A 21,301-nucleotide genomic window follows, 5' to 3' on the forward strand; every position below is an offset into this window, starting at 1 on the left:
CTGGGGCGGCCGGTACGGCAATTACTGGCACGGCGACCGTTGGCACGGTGGCTGGCACGGCGGACGTGGAGGCTGGGGCGGACATGGCGGCGAAGGTGGACATGGAGGCCGGGGCGGACATGGCGGCGGAGGCGGGCATGGCGGCGGCCGCTGACACGTTCCCCTGTTCTGACTCTACTCGCCATCAGCGTATGGGTGGGACTCGTCCTGGTCTCAATCTACATTGTTGTGCCGCGTTTTTTCCAGGCGCGGGAAGCTGAGGAGATGGTCGGGCTTGCGTAAGTTATTCGCGAAAAGCCTTCGAATTTTACCTGTTTGGAAAGTGAAAATGAAACGAGGCGTAAAGGCAGCTGTTCTTATGATGTTTCTGCTTGGTAGTGTGTCTGCAATGGCTGACAGCAAACTAACTGCGGAGGAATGTAACGATTATCCGTTCAAGCCGGTCGTCGGTGAGATAACCCACGCCCAGTTGATGCAGGAGCTGGCGGAGCTGGAATCCGTTGGATACGACCCCCACAAAATCGACTACTACTATCCCAATAACCTGCAGGCAGCACAGGGGCGATTGCATGCGAAGTATGTTGCAGACTGCGCACCGGCGATTGGTCAAGGGAGCTGACGCCGCCTGAATTTCTTCGCACTGGATGAAGCCGGGCTTTTCCTGGATGGCCGATTCCAGTTCTGGACAGGTCCCGACCGTGCGACGAGTAATGGCTCTCCACCACTGGGCCCTGATGCAGCCCCGGTCGCTGCCGACCAGGCAGACGACGTTGCTACCATTTGCGCAAAATCGCGGCGTCGGCGACTGATGTGACTACAAAGCGCGGACCGGAGAATGGGTAAGCGATGGCTGCGGTCTGTTGGCCGCGACTTCAGGACTTCTGCTATTCGCAGGAAGACGTCAATTTGGTCGCAGCCGTCAATGCATGGGACTTGCGCACCGGTGCTTTGGCGCTTTCCGTCACCCTGCTCGCCGCCTTGGCAAGGCCAGCGACGCCCAAAGAACGCGTCGCCTACATTGAAATAGGGGAAGATTGCGGAGAGAGACGCGGCTTAGTGCGGCAAGCCGTCCCGCAATCTCAGCTAAACGTGGCCATCGATTCTTCGAGGCGCTCGGAGCCGCAGTTCTGACAACCGAAAGCATATCCGGGTCGGCCGCTCGCCTTCCGGTGTTTCGCTGAGTTCGCGGAATGTCGTTACGAGGCTACGCCATGGCGCGGACCATCTTGTCTCCCTGGAGCGGACACCTGTTACGTCGTCAATTCGCAAGAAGCCAGTGTCAGGGAAGAAGGTGAGCGTGACGGCGACACCGTCAATGACGCAGGTTGCAATACACGGTTTTGTTGCCAGCACGTTTGCCTCCAGTGAGATGTGCAGTTTGAGCGCCGCGCGACCGGCGGACTGCCACTCGCCGCTGAGCACAGCGCTCGCTCGTCTCGCTTAAGGCACGGCTTCAGCATGTGGCGATTCGAGCCACGAGGGGAATGCTCGAAGCTACCTGTCAGACGTTCGGGGAAGAGTTACGTTCTGCGCCTTTGGCGAGCACGTTCGAATTCAACGCTATGGCGAGCGGCACAACAGCTTGCGTGAGTAGCCGGGCGTCTTCTTCGATATTGGCGGCGAGGGACCTGTAAATTTTTGCCGCACTGATGGCGATACATGCTTGATGTCAGCAACATTGGAGGTACGGTCACCAGACCGTGCCGTGCGACTTTAAGCACGTGCATCGAGCCGCTAGCCAGTCCGCAGGTGGTGGTTTGTTACTGCGACTCAAGGGCGTCATCGCACGCTTGAGCAATCTCGACCGGGTGTTGGTCGTGGTACGCGTCGAACAACTGCGAGCAGAGCTGTGCAAGTGAAGCGAGGTCTACGGCCTGGTCTGCATGCTCGACCTCGCCTGCGCTTAGTACATCGTCGAGAACTGGCGCGAGACGGCGTAGTCGCGCAAAGATGGCGGACTCCAGTTTCATGTTGAACCTCCTCTAGCGGACATGGGAGCGCACCTGAGCCGGCCACCAACGTCAAGGCTCCGCAAACGCCTCAGTGGTTCGAGTCGTCGAATGTGCCGATAGTGTTCGCAACGAGCTTGATAATGCCTCTGTCCGTAACAGCACGCGCGACGAAGGACTGGCCGCCCCACTGTGGTCCGCAGGACTGCGACCCTATCGCGGACTTTCAGGGTTGACCGAAACCTGACGCGCCCGTTACGGATTCTGTAATCCGCGTCTCATTGCAAACCAGCCTTGCCTTGTGGCGGGGTTGCATGCGGGTCTGTGCGAAAAAGGAAGAAGCAGGCCCAGTACATATGCGGTAAAACCAAAACGGTTCGCCCGGCGCGGGTCAAACCGTTTCTCACCTAGGCCAGCCTTGACGGCGCGAAAGGCTTAGTCATGCGAGCGGTAGTCATGGTGAGGCTGAGCATGGTGCGGCTGATGATGGTGAGGCTGAGGATGGTGCCGCACAGGGGCGTGCCGGCTATCTTGATGCATATCGGCGAACGACACAGCGGGGGCAGCGAACGCGGCTACGATGAGGACGGCAAGAGTCTTCTTGAAAACGGGTTTCATGTAAATCCAGGTGGAAGTTAGGGAGTGTCAGACCAGAAGAGCGATGCAATGCCTCGAATCACTGCGATGCAAATACATTTTAACGTATGACCGATTTCGCATCGGCGAACCGCTATGTAGCGTGCGCGACGGCAAGCAGCCTTGCAATGGGCCTGCATCCCATAGTCAGAACATTTTCCGCAGCTTTTGCGTCGCGCTGACCGAGTCTATTTCTTTATCGCATCGACCGTGCAGCTCACAAACAACGCGAGAGCCGGCTCCATGTTCGCAAGGGATATCGAGGCGGTCTCCACTATTGCCTCAGTCATGAAGCGCGGTTTGCGCGCGCTGTCATAGCGCGCGTACGCATCGAACATCGCGGTTATTTGCTCCACTGCGAGCAGTGCGAAGGTCGCGCTTTTCGCCCGATGAGCCTCCAGGTTTTCTCCTGGCGGCACCACGTCAATCGCTTTCAGCGACTGCACGAGGGAGGCGAGTGAGGTATGCAACTGCCACGCGGTAAAAGCTGGCCGCGAAGCGAGTAGCGAAAAGCGATCCGGATTCGGAGACAGTCTGAATGCGGAATTTTCTGCAGTCAGATAGACTTCTTCTGCGGCAGAAACGGGCTCGATATGGGCGTCGATGAATTGTGCTGTATTGATGCTCTGCGGGACGGCGTCGCGCCGGAATGCAGCACACGTCTTTTCGTCCATCGCGCCAGATTCGTATGTCGCCGCTATTGGAGGCGTCGCACCGGCGCTGCGGGCAGACAGAAGTATCAACAGGGCCGCGGCCGCCGCAAGTTGTCGCATCTCGCTCCTCATCGCTCGCAGAAATTTTCAATCGCGCCCTTCGAAGCGGTCGGTACGCTGGACTACCCAAGCCGGTGTCGATGCCGTGATGCTTTTCGTCAAATGTTTGCCGGCAGCTTCCTGACGTGAGTCTGTCGAGCAGACCTTGGTCGCTACGCCGACGCTTCTGCGAGGGCGAGAGTTCGTTCGGCTTTGAGCAAGCCGTTCACCATTCTCGCTTCGGCCTTGGCGATACCAGCAAGCGATGCCACTGACAACTGGCGGCCAAAGGTTTCGAACGCCCGACATAACCGTGCATAGTCGACATCACTCATTAGCCATACGCCGCCTTCTTTCTCCGTAGCGTCGATATGCAGCATCGCCGCGTGCGCCCATTGTATGTACTCAATTTCGTCTCGATGGTATCCGAGCCGACACAGCTCTTCGGCAACGAGTAACCGTCGGCCTAAGGTCGTAAACAGCGCGCGCGAGCCATGACCTCGCCGGAACGCGTCCAACCCTGTGTAGCACTGCAAAAGCATTGTTTGCGTTACGGGCTCGTGTGCAGCCCGACTGAACGTAAGCGCTCGGAGCAGCGGTGATATGGCAGCTCGGGTGTCGTTTCGGGTTCGCGATTTGCTACACATGATGGGGTGAATATCCTTCCATAGCGATGACGCGCGATGCTGACCCCTTGCAATCCTCTTCTCGTCTGTACGTGTACTGGATGGGGGGCATACTGCTCATGCATCCATGGGCTTGAACTCGGAGTACAGAACGGCATCACAGGCATAGTCCACCCGGCTAACGGCGACTCCGACCTCAAGATATCGCAGGCCCGGGCTTCGGCCGCGCTTGCCCACGAAATATGCGCCTGACCGGCAGCCGCACCCTTCCGTTCCGTGGCTGACGCTCCACGGAAGTCCCACAACACGATGTGCTTACTCATCTGCTTCCCCTCGGGTCGTTGCACAGAGGGACAGTCCGGGCGAGCGTGATTGTCGACCGCAAACAGGGGAGGTAGTTCAGCAGGAACCTGACGTGGAATACCTGGAGCCGCGGGTCGGTTCAGAGCTAGTGCGTCACTGCGACTCGAGGGCGTCGAGTCGCGTTTGCGCAATCTCGCGCGGGTGTTGACAATGGTATGCATCGAACAGTTGTGAGCATAGCTGGGCAAGCGACTCAAGGCCAACGGCCTGGTCTGCGTGCTCGACCTCGCCTGCGCTGAGCACGTCATCGAGAAGCGGGGCGGGACGACGCAGTCGCACAAACATCGCGGCATCCAGTTTCATTTTGGACCTGCTGTGGCCAGATGAGCGAAGCGCACCCTGAGACACTCAGCGTCAGGCAGTGCTTCACGAGTGAGATATGCCTTTCCATTGCTGGCGTATCGACGTGACCGGTCAAGGCGACGACCCCACTGTGACCTGCGGACTGTGCAACTCAAGCAGTTCCAGCAGCCGCGAGGCTGCGACCGGCTTTCGGAGAAACGCCGCCACTTGCAGGTGAGGCTGCGGTTTCGCCACTGCTGAGTTGAGCAGCACAGGAATAGTTGCGAAGTCAGGCTCAGCCGCGAGCGCGCTTATGAGGGCGGGACCGTCCATGACGGGCATCATGAAATCGGACACCACAATGTCGGGACGCCTTCGGCGTGCTGCGTGCAGTGCTTCATGCCCGTTCGATGCAGTCGTAACCTCATAGCCTTCGCCGCAAATCAAAACCTCAAGCGCCCGAAGCAGGTTGATGTCGTCGTCGACCAGTAATACCGTCACCATGGCACGGCCCCAAAGCGGTGGGTTTTCACTTCTCTGTTTGCAGGCAACAGCTATTCCGCGGCTCGCGCGCGTTGCAGAGGTCGAATGCCCGCTGACATGCGGAGCTTTGCGCTGTCATCACGACGAGCGCTGTCTCGATGAGACAAGAGTAGGCTTTGGCGAAGGGCGAATCTACTCTACGGTTGGATATGCCGACGCCGCGTTAGCGTAACTCGCTTATACGAGCGTATAACCGCGGTGAGGAAACTTTTCGAGCGGTGTCATACTGCAACAAACAGGCAAAAGCGCTCCGCGTCTCGGACCGGTACAGCGCTTGCCTGTCCGCTCGGCAGATTTTTTGATTCTTTAATTAACGCGGGAATGAGAACCGAACGGACGGAGAAGTCGAAAGCGCCGGCTATTATCCGGAGACCGATGCAAGCGGCTGGTGCAGTTACACTAAGCGGAGACGTTTCGTGCGAGCACTAGGTTCTTCACATGAAAGTAGAGGCTTGCCGTACCTGGCGACGTTGTGGATGGCAGGCTGTATCGCGCTTGAAGCCGTTACTGCAACCTGTGTACTTCTGGACCAGGAAGAGAGCACCGCCGGCTTCTTCCTTCTGGTTGCCGTTGTTCTCCTGTCCCTGCTGGACAATTTCATCTCATCCGTAATTTTCTCGGTTGTTGGCGCCGCGCTGCTAAGCTATTTTTTCACGGAACCCATCAATCGCTTCCACATTAGCAAAACCGCGGATTTATTCTCCCTTGTTGCCTTTCTCTTCACATCACTTGCAATCACCACCCTTGTCAGGCGCCTTGGCCGCGTTGAAAAGACGCAGCGCGCTCAGGCACAGCTGCTGGAGCTGACACACGACATCATCATCGTGCGCGATAAAAATGACGTGATTACGTACTGGAATCAGGCAGCAGAGACACTCTATGGATGGAAGAAGGAAGAGGCGGTTGGGAAGTTCGTCGACGGGCAGTAAGTGCGAACATAGGGGTGGCTCCATCTTACTCCGACTCGACACTCTGGACCGGTCCGACGTCGCGAAGTGCCATTACGTCTGGCGTCGCTGCCATGAGCTCGGCCGGCGCCTGAACTTTGCCGCCAGGCAAATGAATTGTGTTGGAACTCAAGGTCGTTACAGTTGTCTGACGGCCCGTCTTCGATTGGGGGCTCATGGTCCCATCTAAGTAGGCATTCTCCGGATAAAGGCTGTTTACGTGAATCTTTCCTTTTTAAAACATTGGCTAAACAATCCGGCCACTGTCGGCGCCGTGGCTCCTTCCTCCCGGTATTTGGCTGACGCGATGACACACGGTGTAGCAGCGTTTGACGCGATAGTTGAGATTGGCGCTGGTACGGGGGCCATCACGGAAGCGCTTGTACAAAAAAATCCAAATGCAAGACTCATCCTGTTCGAGCTTGCAGAGGACCTTGCCACGAAGCTCAAAAAGCGGTACCCACAGGCGGAGGTTGTGGCCGGGCCTTTCCATGAAAAAGCCGGAACCTTAACGGGGTTGCCTGAGCGGACGATATTTGTGTCCGGGTTGCCCTTCCGCTCTTTGCCGAGCAGGATGATTGCACTCACGATAAATACGTTGACGGAGTCCCTACGGGTTTCGCCAGTGCGTAAGCTTGTCCAGTTTACCTATCAGCCGCGTGCTCCGTTTGCTCCACCAACTGGTTTTCTCTGGCAACGGCATAAGACAGTTTGGCGAAATACGCCGCCCGCAAGCGTTTGGCACCTTACGCAGTATCAAGGTCGTTGGCAGCAGTCTCTCCCCGCATCGATTCAGAGGCATGACTGCAGGGATTTAAAGACTTCTCAATGCCTTTAAGGAGATGCGGCGAAACTCCATGGCTGAGGGTTTAGTTACTGAGGCGGACAAACGCCTTCACCGCTTCGGCACGAACTATAGGAAGACGCAGGGCTGGGGGCAAGAAGCGCCTACTTCCGGTCTAACAATAACGGGAGGCTCGTAACTCTCGTTCGACGCCTGTCTTGTCTGCCGCATAAAGAGAACTGCTGCTTGGCGCGCGTCGAAGAGTGCAGCCGGAACCATTACTGCCGACCCCGCGGGGTCCAATGCTCACGTATTGGATGGTGGCTGTGGAGGCATAGCTAATGCGCTAAGGCCTCCGGCGAGACGCGTCCCACTCAGGCGCAGGCCGTGCGCGAGATTGGCAAGGTTCAAAGACGGACTCAATGACTAAACCAATGGCCGGCACTGTTCTCCGAGGATGCCGCAGCACTCGGAGGCCTAGCTTCAACGCAGGTAGTGGCGCACTCGTTGTCCGTGGTGACAGCACGCACGTCGAAGGACTGCCCGCCCCAATGTGGTCCGCAGGACTGCGTCCCTATCGCGGATTTCCAGGTTTGACCGAAAGCTGACGCGCCGGTTACGGATTCTGCAATCTGCGTCTCATTCTGTACCTGTCTTGCCTTGTGGCGAGGTTGCATGCGAGTCTGTGCGAAAACGAAGAAGCAGGCGCAAGACATATGCGGTAAAACCAAAAACGGTTCGCCCGTCGCGGGGCAAACCGTTGCTTATCTAAGCCGACGTTGATAGCGCGAAACGCTTAGGCGCGCGAATGGTATTGATGGTGGGCTTGATGATGGTGCCGCACAGGGGCGTGCCGGTTGTTGCGGTGCGTATCAGCGAACGACACCGCGGGGGCAGCGAACGAGGCTACGATGAAAGAGAAAACCCGACCATCGCGGCGCCGAGCGGGTCGCTTCCGAACAAAAAACGGTTCTGTCGCGGTAAGGGTCTAGAGGCAAGCGAGATCGATATACGAAGTACTGCTTAAGTTATGAGATTGTAGAATTGATCAGCGGCGGACGGATGGGTTCCGCGAGCAAACTTCATCTGTCCTTTCGCGATCATGTGCATCAGTTCGATGCCGCCCAGAAGGATCCGGGCACAGCGGAAAGTCTTGAACCCTAGCATGGGCCGCGCTCGGCGCTTGATCGCCCGATGGTCCTGCTCGACCAGGTTGTTGAGATATTTGGACTGGCGGATCCTGATGGGCGTTTCACGGTCGGCATTGATCGCGTCGAGCGCGGCGAGATTGGCACCGCTTTTGTCGATGGTCACCGTCTCGGGCGCACCATTCTGGGCGATCGATTTTTCAAAGTAACGCCGGGCTGCAGTCTTGTCCCGATGGGCGCGTAGCAGAAAGTCGATGGTGTTGCCGTCCTTGTCGACGGCCCGGTAAAGATATCGCCATCCGCCCTTGACGCGAATGTACGTCTCGTCCATGCGCCAGCTCTTGCCAACCGGCCGCTTCTGCAGGCGAAACGCTTTCTCAAGCACCGGCAACAACTTCACGGCCCAGCGGTGCACGGTCGAATGATCGACCGAAACGCCGCGCTCAGCCATCATGTCTTCGAGGTGCCGCAGGCTCAGCGGATAGGCCACGTACCAGCGCACGCAGGTCAGCATCACGTCGAGTGGATAATGCAGGCGTTTGAGCACTCGCGCCACCGCCGGATTCAACGTCTTCATCGAGCTTTCAGTTGTTCGTGTCGTTCTGCACATCATAACGGAACGCCTTACTGCGACAGATCCCGTGAACGACTTCCTGTTCAAGTACGTCGACGGCAGGCTGGCGGTCGATGAAGACGAGCTTCGGCTGCTGTATGTCGCCTTCACGCGTGCCCAGCATCTGCTGGACGTATCGGACCTTCGCGACGATCTGTTGCGACTATTCGCGTCGCGTCGCTGACGTGGTCTGGTAGCCTGGCGGGAAACGTCTCGTTCATCGGTGGACTTGCTCGCGCTGCAACGGATCATCGGGATCGAGGCGGGGAAGGGCGCGGAGTCAGTTTTGCGGTTTTCCGTTGTCAGACCGGTACAGCCAGGGGTACTGCAGTCTCAATTGCTCTTCATATTCCGGCAATCCTTTCGCACAACCCACCGCGTCTTGCTCTTTGACGAACAGCATTGAAGTACCGTCGCCCCAGTCCTTCGTTGCGGCGCTTTGATAGTAACCGTCGTAGTCCAGATACAACGCTGATAGCAATCGGGTCGCGTCCGCTTTGGGATAGTGCTTGCCGACCACGTAAAGATACCGCTCCTCTGCTCGGCGGAAATCGAGTGGATGGGGCGATTTCAAAAGATACATACGCGCCAAAGGCTTCTCAACGGCAATGAGGTCCTTTTCAATCTCCGCGCTCGAGATTTCACGATCTTGCCGCTTACCCCATCCGAACATTCCCATCGCTCTCTCCCCCTACTTAAGATTCAGTTTTCCGCTGCGATTAGCTCGGCGTCTGTTCGGGCGATACGAGCCCGTGCAGACGAGAATAACGATGGAATCCACATCGCTATCGCTACAGCAGTCAACAGCAACGCGAGTGAGCGCTAGGTAACCCCCGCATTGTCGCTACGAGAATCAATCATTGAGTCCTATCGTGGATCAACTCGGCATATTGGCCGGGCGCTCGGTCCCCGACTTGCTATCTTGCATAGACGGTACGTTCACCACCCAGAAGCGCATGTCCTGCATGTTGTCCCAGTTATATCCAATTGTGGCCATGATGCTGCCCAAAAAGTATGAGCCGTTAAGCATCGTGAAAGTCTGCGTGCCGGGATTATTCGGGAACAGGTGCTGCGGCGCTGTCGGACCCATGGTCCGGCGGACGCCGGTATTCGCGCCATTCATGCTGAAAGCCATGTCTTTCCATGTCTTCCCATGTCATGACCTGGCTGAATGAGGAGTTGGGTACGATATCGTCACCGCAGAAATCGATGCGGTCATAAGATTTGGATTTCTTCGGGCTTTGCCAGACTGTCACACTGATGTTAATGCAATCCTGACCTGAATAAACCCCAGGCCGCCCGCTCGGTGGCATAACGTAGAACCAAGCCGGCAGGCGGTTAATGTTGAGGGCTACACGCGGCCACCCCGGCTTCTCGTTGTTGGCGAGGACGTCTTTGAGAGGGGTGTCGTGGAGGTGCGGGTTGCTGGAGGAGCGCGCCACTGAGGTAACGCCAATGCCAGCGATTTGCCGGTTAAGTCAGTATGACTCCCGTTCGGCAAGGCTGGCCGCCGAGGGGAATTAAGCGCGGGTTAGCATTGCTGTCGTTGCCGCACTTGGCAACAACATGTCGGTCGGGCGGGCGTTGCGTGAAAGCGGTGGTAATCCGCTCTATCTGCTTGAACTGAGTCGGGCCGCGACACCGGAGAGGGGCGACTGGCCGCCGTCTATCGCCACGCTAATCGAAGAACGTCTCACTGCGCTGGATCACACGACTCGAAACCTGCTTTGTTTCGCGGCGACCCATCGGCCGCAGCTTCGCCCCGGAGCAAGTTGCGGAACTGACCGATAAGCCGCTTCAGGACATTCTCTCGTCCCTGACGGGACTCGAACGCCGCGGTTTGATCGCGCCCAACCAGAGCGGGTTCGATTTCGCACATGACCTGGTGCGTGAGACGTCTGTACCAGACGCTTTCACAGCCGAATAGGCGCGCAACGCATCCCAGCCAGTCGCTGGCAGCGAGCAGGTACGATCCGCAATTGCATCGCGCAGTCGTTCATCACGCTACCTTGGCCGAGGACCCGCTGATGACCGCGCGGGCATGTGTCGAAGCGAGCCACCACTGTCGTCGGGTGTTCGCCGTTGCTGAAGCCCTCGCTGTCGCTGAACGTGGGATCGCTCACGCTCGCGCAACAACGCCCGGAAGTGAGCGCGTGCGCCTCAACATTCAGCTTCTGACGGCGCGGCTCGTGGCAGCCGCGTGTTCCGGTGACAGGCGGCCCGCCGCGCTCGAGGAAGAATTCGAGCAGGCCATTGGGGAGGCGGAAGCGCTGTCGCTTCATGCGGACGTGGTCCAGGCACTCCACGGTTACCCCTCGAAGGGCACCTAGGCTTGATTCAACACAATTGCTTCAGTGACGACACCTCGCTGATGTGTTGGGCCTCGGAGAGTGGATCGGCCCCGAGCAGGTGCCGTTCGATGCAAGGGCGGCGCGCAAGAAGCTGAGCAATCTTTTATCACGTCGCCGAAAATCAACGCGACGACGCCGAGATTTCGCCTGCCTCAGCGCAGATATCGCGCGGCTCGCAAACCTCACGGACTCTCGGCCACGGATTGCGAGATGCTCGAGTTCGCCATGGCGCTGAAGCACGAGCGGCGATCCGCCCACGCCGACGAGCCAGTTGTGTTTGATGTGGTAATTGACGCCGTAGTCAGCGGTAAGCTGGACGCCCGCCTGGTAGCGGATAGCCGCATTTTTGCTCGTCGCGAGGTGGGGTTCGAGGTGGTAGTTGCCGGGCGAAAAAGTGAAGCCGGAAGTAGGGTTGATCGGTGCGGCAACTCGCGAGTTGCAGGAGGACATGAACATCGCCTCCGCCGATCCTTTCGTCCCGGTTTCGCGACCGGTCCGCCCGCGGGTCACACTGCAGATTTTCGATACCTATAGGCAGAAAAGAGAAAGAAGCCCGCCCTTGGCGAGCTTAGGATTGACGTCATGGGCCGAATCAGCTCGGCGCAAAAGCTGACGCCCAAGATGAAATTCACTTGGTTCAGATCGGAGCACCACCGATGGACGAACTGTTAGCGCATGCATGGCGGATGCTGCTCCAGGTGCGAGGCATCGCGGGACGACTATTGGGCCTGCTCGCGCTGTTGGCGCCTGGCGCTCTGTTAGGGTGCGCCGCGGCGGTCGTCACAGCGTTCCGGCCTCGCTCGAGCCAAAAAGACCGGTGGATTCCACTGCCGCTCGGCCTATGCAGACCCTGATCACTGCAGTGCTGCTGATAGCACTCCGCAACAGTCCGCGCGGCCGTCGGCGTAGCAACTTCTCCGGCAAGCGGAGCGGGCCACTGCACCCATAAAGGCCGCCGGCCGGCAGGGTGCTCCATTATTCATTCGTACGCATTGGGAGTACATCATGAATGAAAGACTCGAAAAGGCTGCGAGAAACCTCTCACTTTTGCTCGCCGTGACGGCTACCGTGTTCCCGGCCGGCTCCGCGACGGGGCAGCAGCCCGCAGCCCCGGTCGCAGGCACGGTGCCTCTCGGCGTGAGCGTCACCCAAACGCAACTCGTAGCGAAGGGGTGGCGTGCATCGAAGCTAGTCCACACCGACGTGTACAACGACAAAAACGAAAAGATAGGACGGATCGACGACCTGATTATCGCGCCCGACGGGTCACTTTCCGTGGCCATTATCGATGTTGGCGGATTTCTCGGCATCGCCGCGCACCGCGTCGCTATCCCGGTGCAGCGGTTTAAGCAGATCACACCGAAGATGATACTGGAGGGCGCGAGCAAGGATGCGCTGAGCAAGCTCCCGGAATTCGAATACGCCAAGGGTTGAAATCAGCCGCAGATAATCCGATTTTCACCCTTGGCCCCGTTCATGTGGCGCGTACGCCGCCGGCCGTATAGCGTTGAATTCGCTTTCTTGCGCTCATCGAGCAGCGCGAGGTGCATAACCTGCTTCTGTAACTCTTTGACGAAGGCCGACTCACGGACGGCAAGGGACGTCTGGTTGATTCTACGAATACGATAATCATCGCCGCCAGCAATCCATCTCGCGGACATCGGCTATGACCCGGAGTTGGACGCACGCATGCCCAAGGGAAAAATCCCTCAGGAAGGGGAGTCGCAGCTCGCGGATGCCGTTTTGCGCGGCGACGTGCCCGAAGGCGACAAAGTCGTTATGACCTACGACAGGTTGCAAACGCCGTGCTCGTACAGATGCAGTCACCAGAGACGGAACTCCGAACAAGTCGACCAGGAAACCGGCGCACGTCTGACGCGATGCACGGCCGTAGGCGATGCCGCCTGAACGGCATCGTCCATGTGGCTGAGCCTGCGGCGTTGCGCGCGCCGACTGGATGGCCGGTTCAGAGCGGGGTGGCCTTGGCCTCGGTTACGAACATGGCGCGTTGATCTTTGGAGCCGGACTCATCGTCCGGCTGCCCTCCACTTCCGACGAAAATTCCGCGCGCTGTGCTGTTCCCGAGACAGCTTGATTGGATTGGATGGCATTGATGGTTGGCCAATCGATTGATACCCCGGCGCTACGCCAGGTCCCCCATCTTTACCTCACATGCGGCAAGGGAGTCTCGATGCATCGTGCCGCCGTTGCGGAGGCAGTTCGCGCACAAACGCAGGAATCCAACATGTCTGGGCGGGAAGGAGGAAGAAGCGCGAGAACCATGGACGTATGCTCTGCCCCAGGCCAACCGTAGCAAGCTTCTAAAGGAGCTTCGCAAATGAAACGCGTCATACTGTTTCTCGCCACCAACCTCGCGGTGATATTGGTGTTTTCGATAGTACTGAATGTCTTCGGCGTCAGCCGTTTCCTGACTGAGAGCGGGCTAAAAGTCAATTCCCTACTCATGTTCTCCGCAGTGGTAGGCTTCGCCGGTTCGATTATCTCGCTGCTTATTTCAAAGCCGATGGCGAAATTGACAACCGGGGCGCGTGTCATCGACTTTCCACGCGATGCGACCGAGCAATGGTTGGTGGGCACCGTACGGCAACTCGCACAGAAAGCCCGCATAGGTATTCCGGAAGTTGCAATTTTTGAAGGTCAGCCGAACGCGTTTGCCACCGGCGCATTCAGGGATTCAGCCTTGGTGGCCGTCTCGACCGGCTTGCTGCAATCGATGAATAACGAGGAAATAGAAGCGGTCCTCGGACATGAAATTACGCATGTGAGCAACGGCGATATGGTGACGTTGACCCTCATTCAAGGTGTGGTGAACACCTTTGTGATTTTCTTCGCCCGTGTAGTCGGCTACTTCGTGGACAAGACTTTCTTTCGCACTGAACGCGGGGTGGGCCCTGGTTTTTACGTTACCGTCATTACCTGCCAGATCGTCTTCGGTATCCTCGCTTCAGTGATCGTCGCCTACTTCTCGCGCTTGCGCGAGTTTCGTGCCGATGCGGGATCTGCTCAACTGCTGGCTTCACCGCGGCCGATGATCAGCGCGCTCGCCCGCTTGCGTGGGCTTGAACCCGGCGAACTTCCGCAAACTTTCAAGGCATTCGGCATCACCGACAAACCCGGTTGGCTTGGGTTGATCGCGACGCACCCTCCGATCGACAAGCGCATTGCCGCGCTGCAACGTCGCGAATAGGTCGACGGAGTGGTGGGCGGTTTCAAGAGTGAAGCGCAACAGTGCCTAATGAATGGACGCTGAGGTTACCGGTGATGAAGCCGTCCCTGTTCGACGCAGGCGACTAGACAGCGTCAAGCAGCACGGCCGGTCGTGTTGCCTCACGGGATGATGTTACTCCCGGCTAATTGTCACCGACGAACCGTTTTGTGGTGAAGGCTGGCGCTGCGTAGCAGCGTCAGCCTTCACCACTTCGGCGTCGGTGCCGCTGAGTATCCGGGTGACCAGCTCCCTCGCTCGATTCGATCTCCACGCTTTCACCCGGCGCTGCAGGGTGCGCAGTTGAGCGCCGGAATACAGAGTGGGAGCCATCGCGGTGAGGCGCTCGTATAGCTGCTTTGCCGTGATGCCGGGCTCGGTTTCGAGCCATTCTTGTATCTTCGGCCAAGTATGTTCGAACGGATCTTCGCGAGTGCGCCAGTCATTGGGACGCGCGCTTTGCGGTGATGCGTCGGTCGAATCTCGCCGGCCTGCCACGCTGTCCCAAGACTCGACAGAAAGTCCGCGAGTGGGACCTCATTTGCTGTCTTCGTCTGCGTCGGCACACCACCGGAAGCGCTGCATTCTGCGACGCGCTGTTGTGCTTCGCGCATTCGACGCAGCAGATCCAATGGATCGAGCGTACGAAACCGCGCGCGAAGGCTGCGCTTGGTTGCCTCGGGAATAGAGGCAGACCGGAGGACGCGCTCAAGCGGCGTCAACGGAGCTTCATAGCGCTTGGTTATCTTGGCGCCGTAACGAGTCTTCGATTTCAATTTGAATGACGGCTGAAAGAAGTTGATGGCCAGCCGTGACACTTGCTAAAGAGAGGCAAGCGTTTCAGTGGCTTCAAGACCTCGTAACTTGCCGTAGCCCACGAGACGACGTACGACGGAGCCATTCTTCTGCTCAACCCACGCCTGATCGTTCTTCTTATAGGCACGAGAACGGGTCAGATCGATCTCCGTTGCTTTGCAGAAGTCAAAGACAGAAGCGTTCATGAAGGCGCTATCGTTATCACAATCCAGGCCGCGTAGCGGAAACGGCAAGGCAGCGCGAACCTGTTCGACGTGCTCAAGAACGAACGACGCGCTGCGAAACGGCATAGCGAGACATTCGGTCCAGCCTGTGGCGATATCTGTCATCACGAAGCTATGTACAAAGTCACCGTCAATCTTGGTGCCCCCGCAATGCGCAACGAAATCGACCTCCAGATAACCGGGTAGCGGGTTGTTCCAATCGGTGAAGGTCCGAATGGGCACTGCGCGGCGAATCGCATTGCCGATTCCACCAGCTCGGCGGCGCTGGCCGCTGAAAGCTTGCTCGCGCAGTCAATTCAACGAATTCGTCCAGGATCCGCCGCTTGTCGTTCCGTTCAGAACGGCGGTACCGCTCGCCGACTGCCTCGATCAATTCCCGTCTTGTTGTCATGCTGAGCCGCCTCGTCATAAGTCGCCCCCGCCAGCCGTTTGACAGGTAGCAAAATACTTGAAGCAACGAGCCTAGCTCGGTAACAAAAAAATTGAGTCAATGCGCCGGACGTCCTGCTTGACGCTATCCACCGCCGAGCTTTTGAAGGTCGTGCTGGACGAGATTGACCTGCGCTCTTTTCCCAAGACGAGCGGCGGGAAGGGCTTTCACGTCGTTGTGCCGTTGACCCGCCGTCAGGGGTGGAGCGAGACCAAAGCCGTCGCTCACGCGGTAGCACGGCACATGGCGCGGGTCGTTCCGCAGAGGTTTTCTGCTGTGCTCGGGCCCAAGAACCGCGTCGGCAAGATTTTCATCGACTACCTGCGTAACAGTCGCGGCGCGAGCACAGTCGCTGCGTTCTCTGTGCGCGCCAGGTCGGGGATGTGGGTGTCGATGCCGGTTTCGTGGGACGAACTGAAAGAGGTAAGTCGCGGTGACGAGTGGACGATGCAAAAAGCCATCCAGCGGCAGCGTTCACTCAAGGTGGACCCTTGGCAGGGGTACTGGCAGACCAGGCAACGCATCACTGCGGCGATGCGACGCGCGGTCGCCATGGACGCGGGGAGTCGATGAGGCCGCAGAAAGGAGCGCACTGCCTGGTCGTGTCCTCTCGAAGCGCTGCATCATAGGGAAGCAGGCACTAACCATGCTCGTCTTTCACGGTGTTAGACGATGGGATGCATCGTGAAAAGACATACGATATTCAACCTGTTGTGCCCGTGCGGACATCGGGGCTGCATCGTGGAAAGCGCAGACGAAAATGCGGTGCCAGCATGGCACTTCAACTTCGTAAGGAGCCTTTCGCACGCTGGCGATTACGAAGGCCTCGACCCGATATTCGCCGATGTAAAGCCCGCTTGCCCTGCTTGCGGAAAATCGCTCGGCCCAGAACATGTCGTCGCGCGCGTTGAGGAAACCGGTGCCGTCGGCGACATGTCCGGCGCCACCGCAGTCAAGCTTGTGTCCGACAGTCTTCGAGCTGCCGCGAGCCCGAGTAGCAGTGACGTTGCAGGCTGAATGGGCAGTTGACGGAAGGAGGGCTTCGCTATGGGCGACCAATACGATCTACAACGGTTCGTGGACGCGCAGCAGCCGCTGTATGGGCGAGTGACCGACGAACTGCGCGCCGGCGACAAGCGCAGCCACTGGATGTGGTTCATCTTTCCGCAGATCAAGGGGATCGGCAGTAGCCCGACAGCCCAGCGCTATGCGATATCCGGGCTTGATGAGGCGCGCGGCTATCTCGATCATCCCGTGCTCGGCCCCCGTCTGCGGGAGTGCACGGCGATCGTCAACGGCATTGAAGGCAAGACGCTCGATGAAATCTTCGGCTATCCGGACAATCTCAAATTCTGTTCATCGATGACGCTGTTTGCCCGCGCCGCGCAAGACAGTGCGCTATTCAAAGCGGCGCTTCGAAAGCACTGCGGCGACGAGCCAGATCCGCTCACGCTCGCGAGACTGGTGGACGGCTGATTTCGCGATGCATGCTGCAAGTACGCGTGCGCGCCGGCGAGTGGATATGCCGCGCAGTTCCACGTACACGCCATATCCGGGTGCAGACATTCCTCAAGTCCGTTGTCACCAAAGAAAAGGAGGTTGTATGGCAGACCAGCATAAGCCCGGCGAGACGGTGAAGACGTCGGGTATCTACAAAGTCGTGAAGGAGGGTGGTGGTGGCCCCAAATTCAAAGTCACGTGCGTGGAAGGCGAGCACTTTCCGCCGACGGGTGGCCGGTAGGGTGATCGACTACATCGTTGGCAAGGTCGGATTGATTGCGCGCCGCAATCCAGTTCTGTGGTTTGCCGGCGCGCTATTGCTTGTGAACAGCGCGATGTCCTTCGCCAAACGTCCCGTCCACATTCCATCCCAGACGCATTATTCGACTTCGGTTCTTTTCTATTCGTATCCCGTCGCTGCATCACCGGCCTACACGCCGTTTCGCCAGGTACGCCGCTATGTGGTCCAGAATGCGATGCAATGGAGTGCTGTTGCTTACGGGCCGCGCGATAGCAACAATATCGTGCAAGGCAAACAGCGCTTCCGTTATGGGAATGCGCCGGGTAACCCTTACCTGGCCCCGCTCGACGGCGCTCAGGCCGCCCATTCACCCTGGCCCCCCTTTCGCTTCGGCCTTCCGTCCGACCCGCAGAGCGTTCCGCCCACTGCCGCAAGCGGTGACGACGACTGGAGCTTCAGGGCCAATCCGCTTCTGAACCTCAATCACGCGCATGAGCGCGGCGCAACCTTCTCGATTCGACACGACTTCTGAAGCGCGGCATTTCCCATCGCGTGAATAAACAAAAGGCGGTGCAGGAACGCGGCGTTCGCCATTTTCCCCGTGCGAACATGACGGCCGGGACGCCGGCACACTCCAACACGCCGGAAACCTCCCCGTTATGCCGGTGGTGTCAATGCCGCTCACCCTTCGGCATTGCGTTTCGTGGTATGAAAATGCCGAGTGGCCGCATCCTTCATGGCGCGCAACCGGAATGGTAGCCAGCCGACTGGCCGGCCGTTAAACTTCGGAGAACGAAACCGCTCGCGCGGTAGGGGGCTCCGGCTAAGCCCGGTGGTTTATGAGGGGTCGGCTGCGCGGTTCCGTATGTTGGCGAATGAGGCAATCCGCCTCGTTTTCCAGCAGGAGCCGAATCATGACCTCTCAACCGAGCGTCAGCCCGCTGCGTCAGCGCATGATCGACGACATGCGCATGCGCCAGCTTTCCCCCAAGACGCAAGCCAACTATCTGCGCATCGTGCGCGAGTTCTCCCGATACCTTGGGCGCTCGCCTGATACTGCCACCGTCGAGGACCTACGCGGCTACCAGCTGCATCTGGTCGATCACGGCACGTCACCGGTGTCGCTGAACGCGGCGATCACCGGGCTGAAGTTCTTCTTCGAGATCACGCTCCGCGAACCGGAACTGATGGCCCGGATGCAACCCGTGCGCGTGCCCCGCACACTGCCCGTTGTGCTCAGCCCCGATGAAGTACGGCGGCTGATCGCCGCAACGGGCAACCTCAAGCACCAGACGGCCCTCTCGCTCGCCTATGGCACCGGGTTGCGTGTCAGTGAAGTGGTGGGGCTGAAGGTCACGGACGTCGACAGCCAACGTATGACCCTGCGCATCGAACAGGGCAAGGGTTGTAAGGACCGCTACGCAATGCTTTCTCCGTACTGCTCGAACGCCTGCTGGTCTGGTGGCGTGTGGCCCGGGCGCAGGGCAAGATGCCCGACGGCGGGTGGCTATTTCCCGGACTCGATCCCATCGACCCGCTCAGCACCCGGCAACTGAACCGCGCCATTCATGCCGCCGCCGAGGCGGCCCGGATCGACAAGCGCGTGTCCATGCACACGCTGCGCCACAGCTTCGCGACGCACATGCTCGAACAGAAGGTCGACATCCGCGTGATCCAGGTGCTGCTCGGCCACAAGAAGCTGGAGACCACCGCGCTTTACGCGCAGGTGGCCACCGACCTGCTGCGCGAAGTCACCAGTCCGCTGGAGAACCTGCACAGCACCTGAAACACGGAGCACTTCCGTGCCCGAAGTCGCGGAGGTCTTCCGCGCGCATGGGCCCGCGTGGCGACAGACCATACAGCTCAGCCTGGGACAGCTGAAGGTGATGTCGGCCATTGAACAGTGCCGCAGCGCGGCACTGGGTGGACATGTGTTGCGCTGTTCCGGCTGCGAACAGATCGAGGTCGCCTACAACTCGTGCCGTAACCGCCATTGCCCGAAGTATCAGGCGAGCGCCGCGCACCGGTGGCTCGAGGCACGTCAGGCCGATCTGCTACCGGTCGAGTACTACCACGTCGTCTTTACGCTGCCCGCCGCGATCAGCGCGATCGCCTGGTACAACAAGGCGGTGATCTACGGCCTGCTGTTCGATGTTGCCGCCGAAACCCTGCGCACCATCGCCGCCGATCCGAAGCATCTGGGCGCGCAGATCGGCGCGACGCTGGTGCTGCATACGTGGGGCTCGGCACTGACGCACCATCCGCACGTGCACGGTATCGTCCCTGGTGGTGGCCTGTCGCCTGACGGCGAGCGGTGGGTCGCATGCCGGCCCGGCTTCTTCCTGCCGGTGCGCGTGCTCTCGCGCCTGTTCCGGCGCCGTTTCCTGGAAGAACTCGCGGCCTAAGAACTATTGAAGATCCAGAAAATATACTTCTCAAGTGATACTTCTCAGGTGTGACCTGCCGAGGCCGATACGTGAGCAGCGCCCCACGAGCATTGATGGCGGAAGCCAGTGAAAACGTCAGTACAAACCGCCCAAGAAGCTGAACATCGCGGTGGTCGCGGTCGGTCGCGAACTCGCCGGCTTCATCTGGGACATCAGCCGGCTCGCCATGTCGCTGGCCGTCCTGCCCGAGGTGCGCATGGCGTGACCCAACCCTTGAGCAACACGTAAATTAACCTCACCACGCGAGCAAGAGTTTCCTGAAGGCGGCGTAGCCCGGCACCCGAGCAACCCGCGAGACCGTTAGGCAACAGATTTGATTCGACTGACTTGCGGAACTAGATTGCGGTAGGCTCGCTGGGCGGACTTCTGTAATGCGGTAACCAACCCGCGGATATAAGCATGATCCACCGTCGAGATTTACTGCTACGTCGCCCTCAGGAAATTCAGATGGCAGCTCAAAACCCAAAACCGATCCTCCTCTTGACAAGCGGAGTCATATCAACGGTCAGACCCTCGCAGTGGCCGGCTGAGCTCCGCCACCACAGCGTTGCCCAAAAAATGGCCGCCGGCCATATTATTCATGCTTCGGGAAGCGTGCCCGATTCACCCGCGCTGTTCACGAGCGCTCGAAGTCATCGGGTGTCAGTTCCAAGCGTGTGCACGGATGCGCAAGCAGCTTCCGTTCGGCGACCGTGCGGATGCGGCTGTACCCGTCGCGGAAAATCCGCAGGATCCGGGCGTCCCCGGCCCGCTGCTCAAGCCAGAAGTGGGCCTCCAGCGCTGCAATCGTGACGATGCATTCGACGGTGGTGTTTCCGCGGACGAGCCAGAACGACACGCCTTGTCGATTTGCCAGAATCTGCGGCTCGAATTCAGGTTTTTCCATGGCGGGTTCCGGGCGTCATCTGGTAGGCGAGTGAGCAGGCTGTCGATCGCCCCGATGATGCCAGCGATTGTCGCTGGCATCAGGCCAAAGGGTTGCCTGACTTAACAGAAAAGTCGGCGGAGCATTGCGCGCTCCGCTTGCCGGTTTGTACCGGCCAATCGAACCGGTTATCAGCAAACAGTCAACTTCCTATGGTAGTTCGCGCGTTCGAACTGTCGTGTGAAATATAGGCAGAAACGGGTGTACGGCAAACGAAGCTGCCCGCGAAATCAGCGGAGCCGTGCTCGATGCGAACAGCGAAATCGCAAAGACTGCGCGTTCGTCGACCAAGCGTCCGGTCTGAATATGCCGACGCATGAAGCCTGATTCGGGCGAACTTCATGCGCTCTGTCGCGTTCAGCGCGGGCGTGTTGTCAATGAATGTCATGGGTCTCTCGCTCGGGTAGATCGACGTAACGCGCCGCGCCCCCGCGGTTTGTGTCGCGCGACTACTCGGGCCGTTTTGGTAGGCCGTTGAAGTTAGAGTCTGCGGGGATT

19 protein-coding genes and 3 pseudogenes are annotated in these 21,301 nt (G+C 58.8%); 13 read left to right on the forward strand and 9 right to left on the reverse strand.

Annotated features, from left to right (window positions below; all coding sequences use genetic code 11):
* Window positions 1-274: 274 nt before the first annotated feature.
* Window positions 275-619 carry a DUF4148 domain-containing protein gene (locus RW095_RS01560; protein ID WP_317016043.1) on the forward strand — a complete coding sequence of 115 codons (345 nt, stop codon included), beginning with the start codon at window positions 275-277 and terminating at the stop codon, window positions 617-619.
* A gap of 1,141 nt (window positions 620-1,760) precedes the next feature.
* Here the strand turns inward: RW095_RS01560 and RW095_RS01570 are convergent.
* From RW095_RS01570 to RW095_RS01585, 4 genes are all read right to left on the reverse strand, one after another.
* The gene (locus RW095_RS01570) at window positions 1,761-1,970 is read right to left on the reverse strand and encodes a hypothetical protein (protein ID WP_317016046.1); all 210 of its coding nucleotides are present in this window, start codon (window positions 1,968-1,970) and stop codon (window positions 1,761-1,763) included.
* A gap of 803 nt (window positions 1,971-2,773) precedes the next feature.
* Window positions 2,774-3,259, reverse strand: coding sequence for a hypothetical protein (locus RW095_RS01575; RefSeq protein WP_317016048.1), 486 nt, complete (start codon window positions 3,257-3,259; stop codon window positions 2,774-2,776).
* Between the two features lie 251 nt (window positions 3,260-3,510).
* A complete protein-coding gene (locus tag RW095_RS01580) occupies window positions 3,511-3,717 on the reverse strand; it encodes a hypothetical protein (protein WP_317016049.1) in 207 nt (68 codons plus the stop codon).
* A 1,023-nt stretch (window positions 3,718-4,740) separates the two neighbouring features.
* Window positions 4,741-5,112 (reverse strand): response regulator, encoded by a 372-nt coding sequence (locus tag RW095_RS01585; protein WP_317016050.1) that lies wholly within the window; start codon window positions 5,110-5,112, stop codon window positions 4,741-4,743.
* A gap of 515 nt (window positions 5,113-5,627) precedes the next feature.
* Between RW095_RS01585 and RW095_RS01590 the strand changes: the two genes are divergently transcribed.
* Window positions 5,628-6,080, forward strand: coding sequence for a DUF4118 domain-containing protein (locus tag RW095_RS01590; protein ID WP_317016052.1), 453 nt, complete (start codon window positions 5,628-5,630; stop codon window positions 6,078-6,080).
* A 1,825-nt stretch (window positions 6,081-7,905) separates the two neighbouring features.
* Here RW095_RS01590 and RW095_RS01595 read toward each other — a convergent pair.
* Entirely contained in the window at window positions 7,906-8,607 is a 702-nt protein-coding gene (locus RW095_RS01595) for an IS6 family transposase (RefSeq protein ID WP_317016691.1), read from the reverse strand.
* Window positions 8,608-8,671: 64 nt separating this feature from the next.
* On the opposite strand from RW095_RS01595, the gene RW095_RS01600 reads away from it, so the two are divergent.
* A complete protein-coding gene (locus tag RW095_RS01600) occupies window positions 8,672-8,827 on the forward strand; it encodes a hypothetical protein (RefSeq protein ID WP_317015568.1) in 156 nt (51 codons plus the stop codon).
* Between the two features lie 96 nt (window positions 8,828-8,923).
* On the opposite strand, the gene RW095_RS01605 is transcribed toward RW095_RS01600, so the two are convergent.
* Together RW095_RS01605 and RW095_RS01610 are read right to left on the reverse strand one after the other, a co-directional pair.
* A complete protein-coding gene (locus tag RW095_RS01605; protein ID WP_317016053.1) occupies window positions 8,924-9,322 on the reverse strand; it encodes a hypothetical protein in 399 nt (132 codons plus the stop codon).
* Between the two features lie 198 nt (window positions 9,323-9,520).
* Window positions 9,521-9,778, reverse strand: coding sequence for a hypothetical protein (locus RW095_RS01610; RefSeq protein ID WP_317016055.1), 258 nt, complete (start codon window positions 9,776-9,778; stop codon window positions 9,521-9,523).
* A gap of 1,018 nt (window positions 9,779-10,796) precedes the next feature.
* Here RW095_RS01610 and RW095_RS01615 point away from each other — a divergent pair.
* From RW095_RS01615 to htpX, 4 genes and pseudogenes are all read left to right on the forward strand, one after another.
* The gene (locus tag RW095_RS01615) at window positions 10,797-10,973 is read left to right on the forward strand and encodes a hypothetical protein (protein ID WP_317016056.1); all 177 of its coding nucleotides are present in this window, start codon (window positions 10,797-10,799) and stop codon (window positions 10,971-10,973) included.
* A gap of 1,026 nt (window positions 10,974-11,999) precedes the next feature.
* Entirely contained in the window at window positions 12,000-12,428 is a 429-nt protein-coding gene (locus RW095_RS01620) for a PRC-barrel domain-containing protein (protein WP_317015577.1), read from the forward strand.
* A 48-nt stretch (window positions 12,429-12,476) separates the two neighbouring features.
* Window positions 12,477-12,640: pseudogene (locus RW095_RS41125) on the forward strand (AAA family ATPase); the annotation flags it as partial.
* Between the two features lie 692 nt (window positions 12,641-13,332).
* The gene (gene htpX, locus RW095_RS01630) at window positions 13,333-14,202 is read left to right on the forward strand and encodes a protease HtpX (RefSeq protein WP_317016059.1); all 870 of its coding nucleotides are present in this window, start codon (window positions 13,333-13,335) and stop codon (window positions 14,200-14,202) included.
* An 839-nt stretch (window positions 14,203-15,041) separates the two neighbouring features.
* On the opposite strand, the gene RW095_RS01635 is transcribed toward htpX, so the two are convergent.
* Window positions 15,042-15,482 (reverse strand): integrase catalytic domain-containing protein, encoded by a 441-nt coding sequence (locus tag RW095_RS01635; RefSeq protein WP_317016060.1) that lies wholly within the window; start codon window positions 15,480-15,482, stop codon window positions 15,042-15,044.
* 286 nt (window positions 15,483-15,768) lie between these two features.
* On the opposite strand from RW095_RS01635, the gene ligD reads away from it, so the two are divergent.
* The 6 genes and pseudogenes from ligD to RW095_RS01665 all read left to right on the forward strand — a co-directional run.
* Window positions 15,769-16,263: a non-homologous end-joining DNA ligase LigD gene (ligD, locus tag RW095_RS01640; protein ID WP_317016061.1), complete on the forward strand. Its 495-nt coding sequence runs from the start codon at window positions 15,769-15,771 to the stop codon at window positions 16,261-16,263.
* 474 nt (window positions 16,264-16,737) lie between these two features.
* On the forward strand, window positions 16,738-17,166 hold the full coding sequence (locus RW095_RS01645; RefSeq protein WP_317016062.1) for a DUF1810 domain-containing protein: 429 nt from the start codon (window positions 16,738-16,740) through the stop codon (window positions 17,164-17,166).
* 127 nt (window positions 17,167-17,293) lie between these two features.
* Window positions 17,294-17,431 (forward strand): hypothetical protein, encoded by a 138-nt coding sequence (locus RW095_RS01650; RefSeq protein WP_317016787.1) that lies wholly within the window; start codon window positions 17,294-17,296, stop codon window positions 17,429-17,431.
* 1 nt (window position 17,432) lies between these two features.
* The gene (locus RW095_RS01655; RefSeq protein ID WP_317016064.1) at window positions 17,433-17,963 is read left to right on the forward strand and encodes a hypothetical protein; all 531 of its coding nucleotides are present in this window, start codon (window positions 17,433-17,435) and stop codon (window positions 17,961-17,963) included.
* A 382-nt stretch (window positions 17,964-18,345) separates the two neighbouring features.
* Window positions 18,346-19,217 (forward strand): annotated as a pseudogene (locus RW095_RS01660) (tyrosine-type recombinase/integrase).
* 16 nt (window positions 19,218-19,233) lie between these two features.
* A pseudogene (locus tag RW095_RS01665) lies at window positions 19,234-19,830 on the forward strand (IS91 family transposase); the annotation flags it as partial.
* A 664-nt stretch (window positions 19,831-20,494) separates the two neighbouring features.
* Here RW095_RS01665 and RW095_RS01670 read toward each other — a convergent pair.
* Window positions 20,495-20,764 carry a DUF1488 family protein gene (locus RW095_RS01670; RefSeq protein ID WP_317016065.1) on the reverse strand — a complete coding sequence of 90 codons (270 nt, stop codon included), beginning with the start codon at window positions 20,762-20,764 and terminating at the stop codon, window positions 20,495-20,497.
* Window positions 20,765-21,301 lie beyond the last annotated feature (537 nt).

This window comes from Paraburkholderia kirstenboschensis, from assembly GCF_032806925.1.
Taxonomy (GTDB): Bacteria; Pseudomonadota; Gammaproteobacteria; order Burkholderiales; family Burkholderiaceae; genus Paraburkholderia; species Paraburkholderia kirstenboschensis.

Coding starts and splice junctions, on each gene's coding strand:
- RW095_RS01570 (WP_317016046.1), bottom strand. CDS start 1,970: ATGAAACTGGAGTCCGCCATCTTTGCGCGACTACGCCGTCTCGCGCCA.
- RW095_RS01575 (WP_317016048.1), bottom strand. CDS start 3,259: ATGGACGAAAAGACGTGTGCTGCATTCCGGCGCGACGCCGTCCCGCAG.
- RW095_RS01580 (WP_317016049.1), bottom strand. CDS start 3,717: ATGCTGCATATCGACGCTACGGAGAAAGAAGGCGGCGTATGGCTAATG.
- RW095_RS01585 (WP_317016050.1), bottom strand. CDS start 5,112: ATGGTGACGGTATTACTGGTCGACGACGACATCAACCTGCTTCGGGCG.
- RW095_RS01590 (WP_317016052.1), top strand. CDS start 5,628: ATGGCAGGCTGTATCGCGCTTGAAGCCGTTACTGCAACCTGTGTACTT.
- RW095_RS01595 (WP_317016691.1), bottom strand. CDS start 8,607: ATGAAGACGTTGAATCCGGCGGTGGCGCGAGTGCTCAAACGCCTGCAT.
- RW095_RS01605 (WP_317016053.1), bottom strand. CDS start 9,322: ATGGGAATGTTCGGATGGGGTAAGCGGCAAGATCGTGAAATCTCGAGC.
- RW095_RS01610 (WP_317016055.1), bottom strand. CDS start 9,778: ATGGCTTTCAGCATGAATGGCGCGAATACCGGCGTCCGCCGGACCATG.
- RW095_RS01620 (WP_317015577.1), top strand. CDS start 12,000: ATGAATGAAAGACTCGAAAAGGCTGCGAGAAACCTCTCACTTTTGCTC.
- htpX (WP_317016059.1), top strand. CDS start 13,333: ATGAAACGCGTCATACTGTTTCTCGCCACCAACCTCGCGGTGATATTG.
- RW095_RS01645 (WP_317016062.1), top strand. CDS start 16,738: ATGGGCGACCAATACGATCTACAACGGTTCGTGGACGCGCAGCAGCCG.
- RW095_RS01650 (WP_317016787.1), top strand. CDS start 17,294: ATGGCAGACCAGCATAAGCCCGGCGAGACGGTGAAGACGTCGGGTATC.
- RW095_RS01670 (WP_317016065.1), bottom strand. CDS start 20,764: ATGGAAAAACCTGAATTCGAGCCGCAGATTCTGGCAAATCGACAAGGC.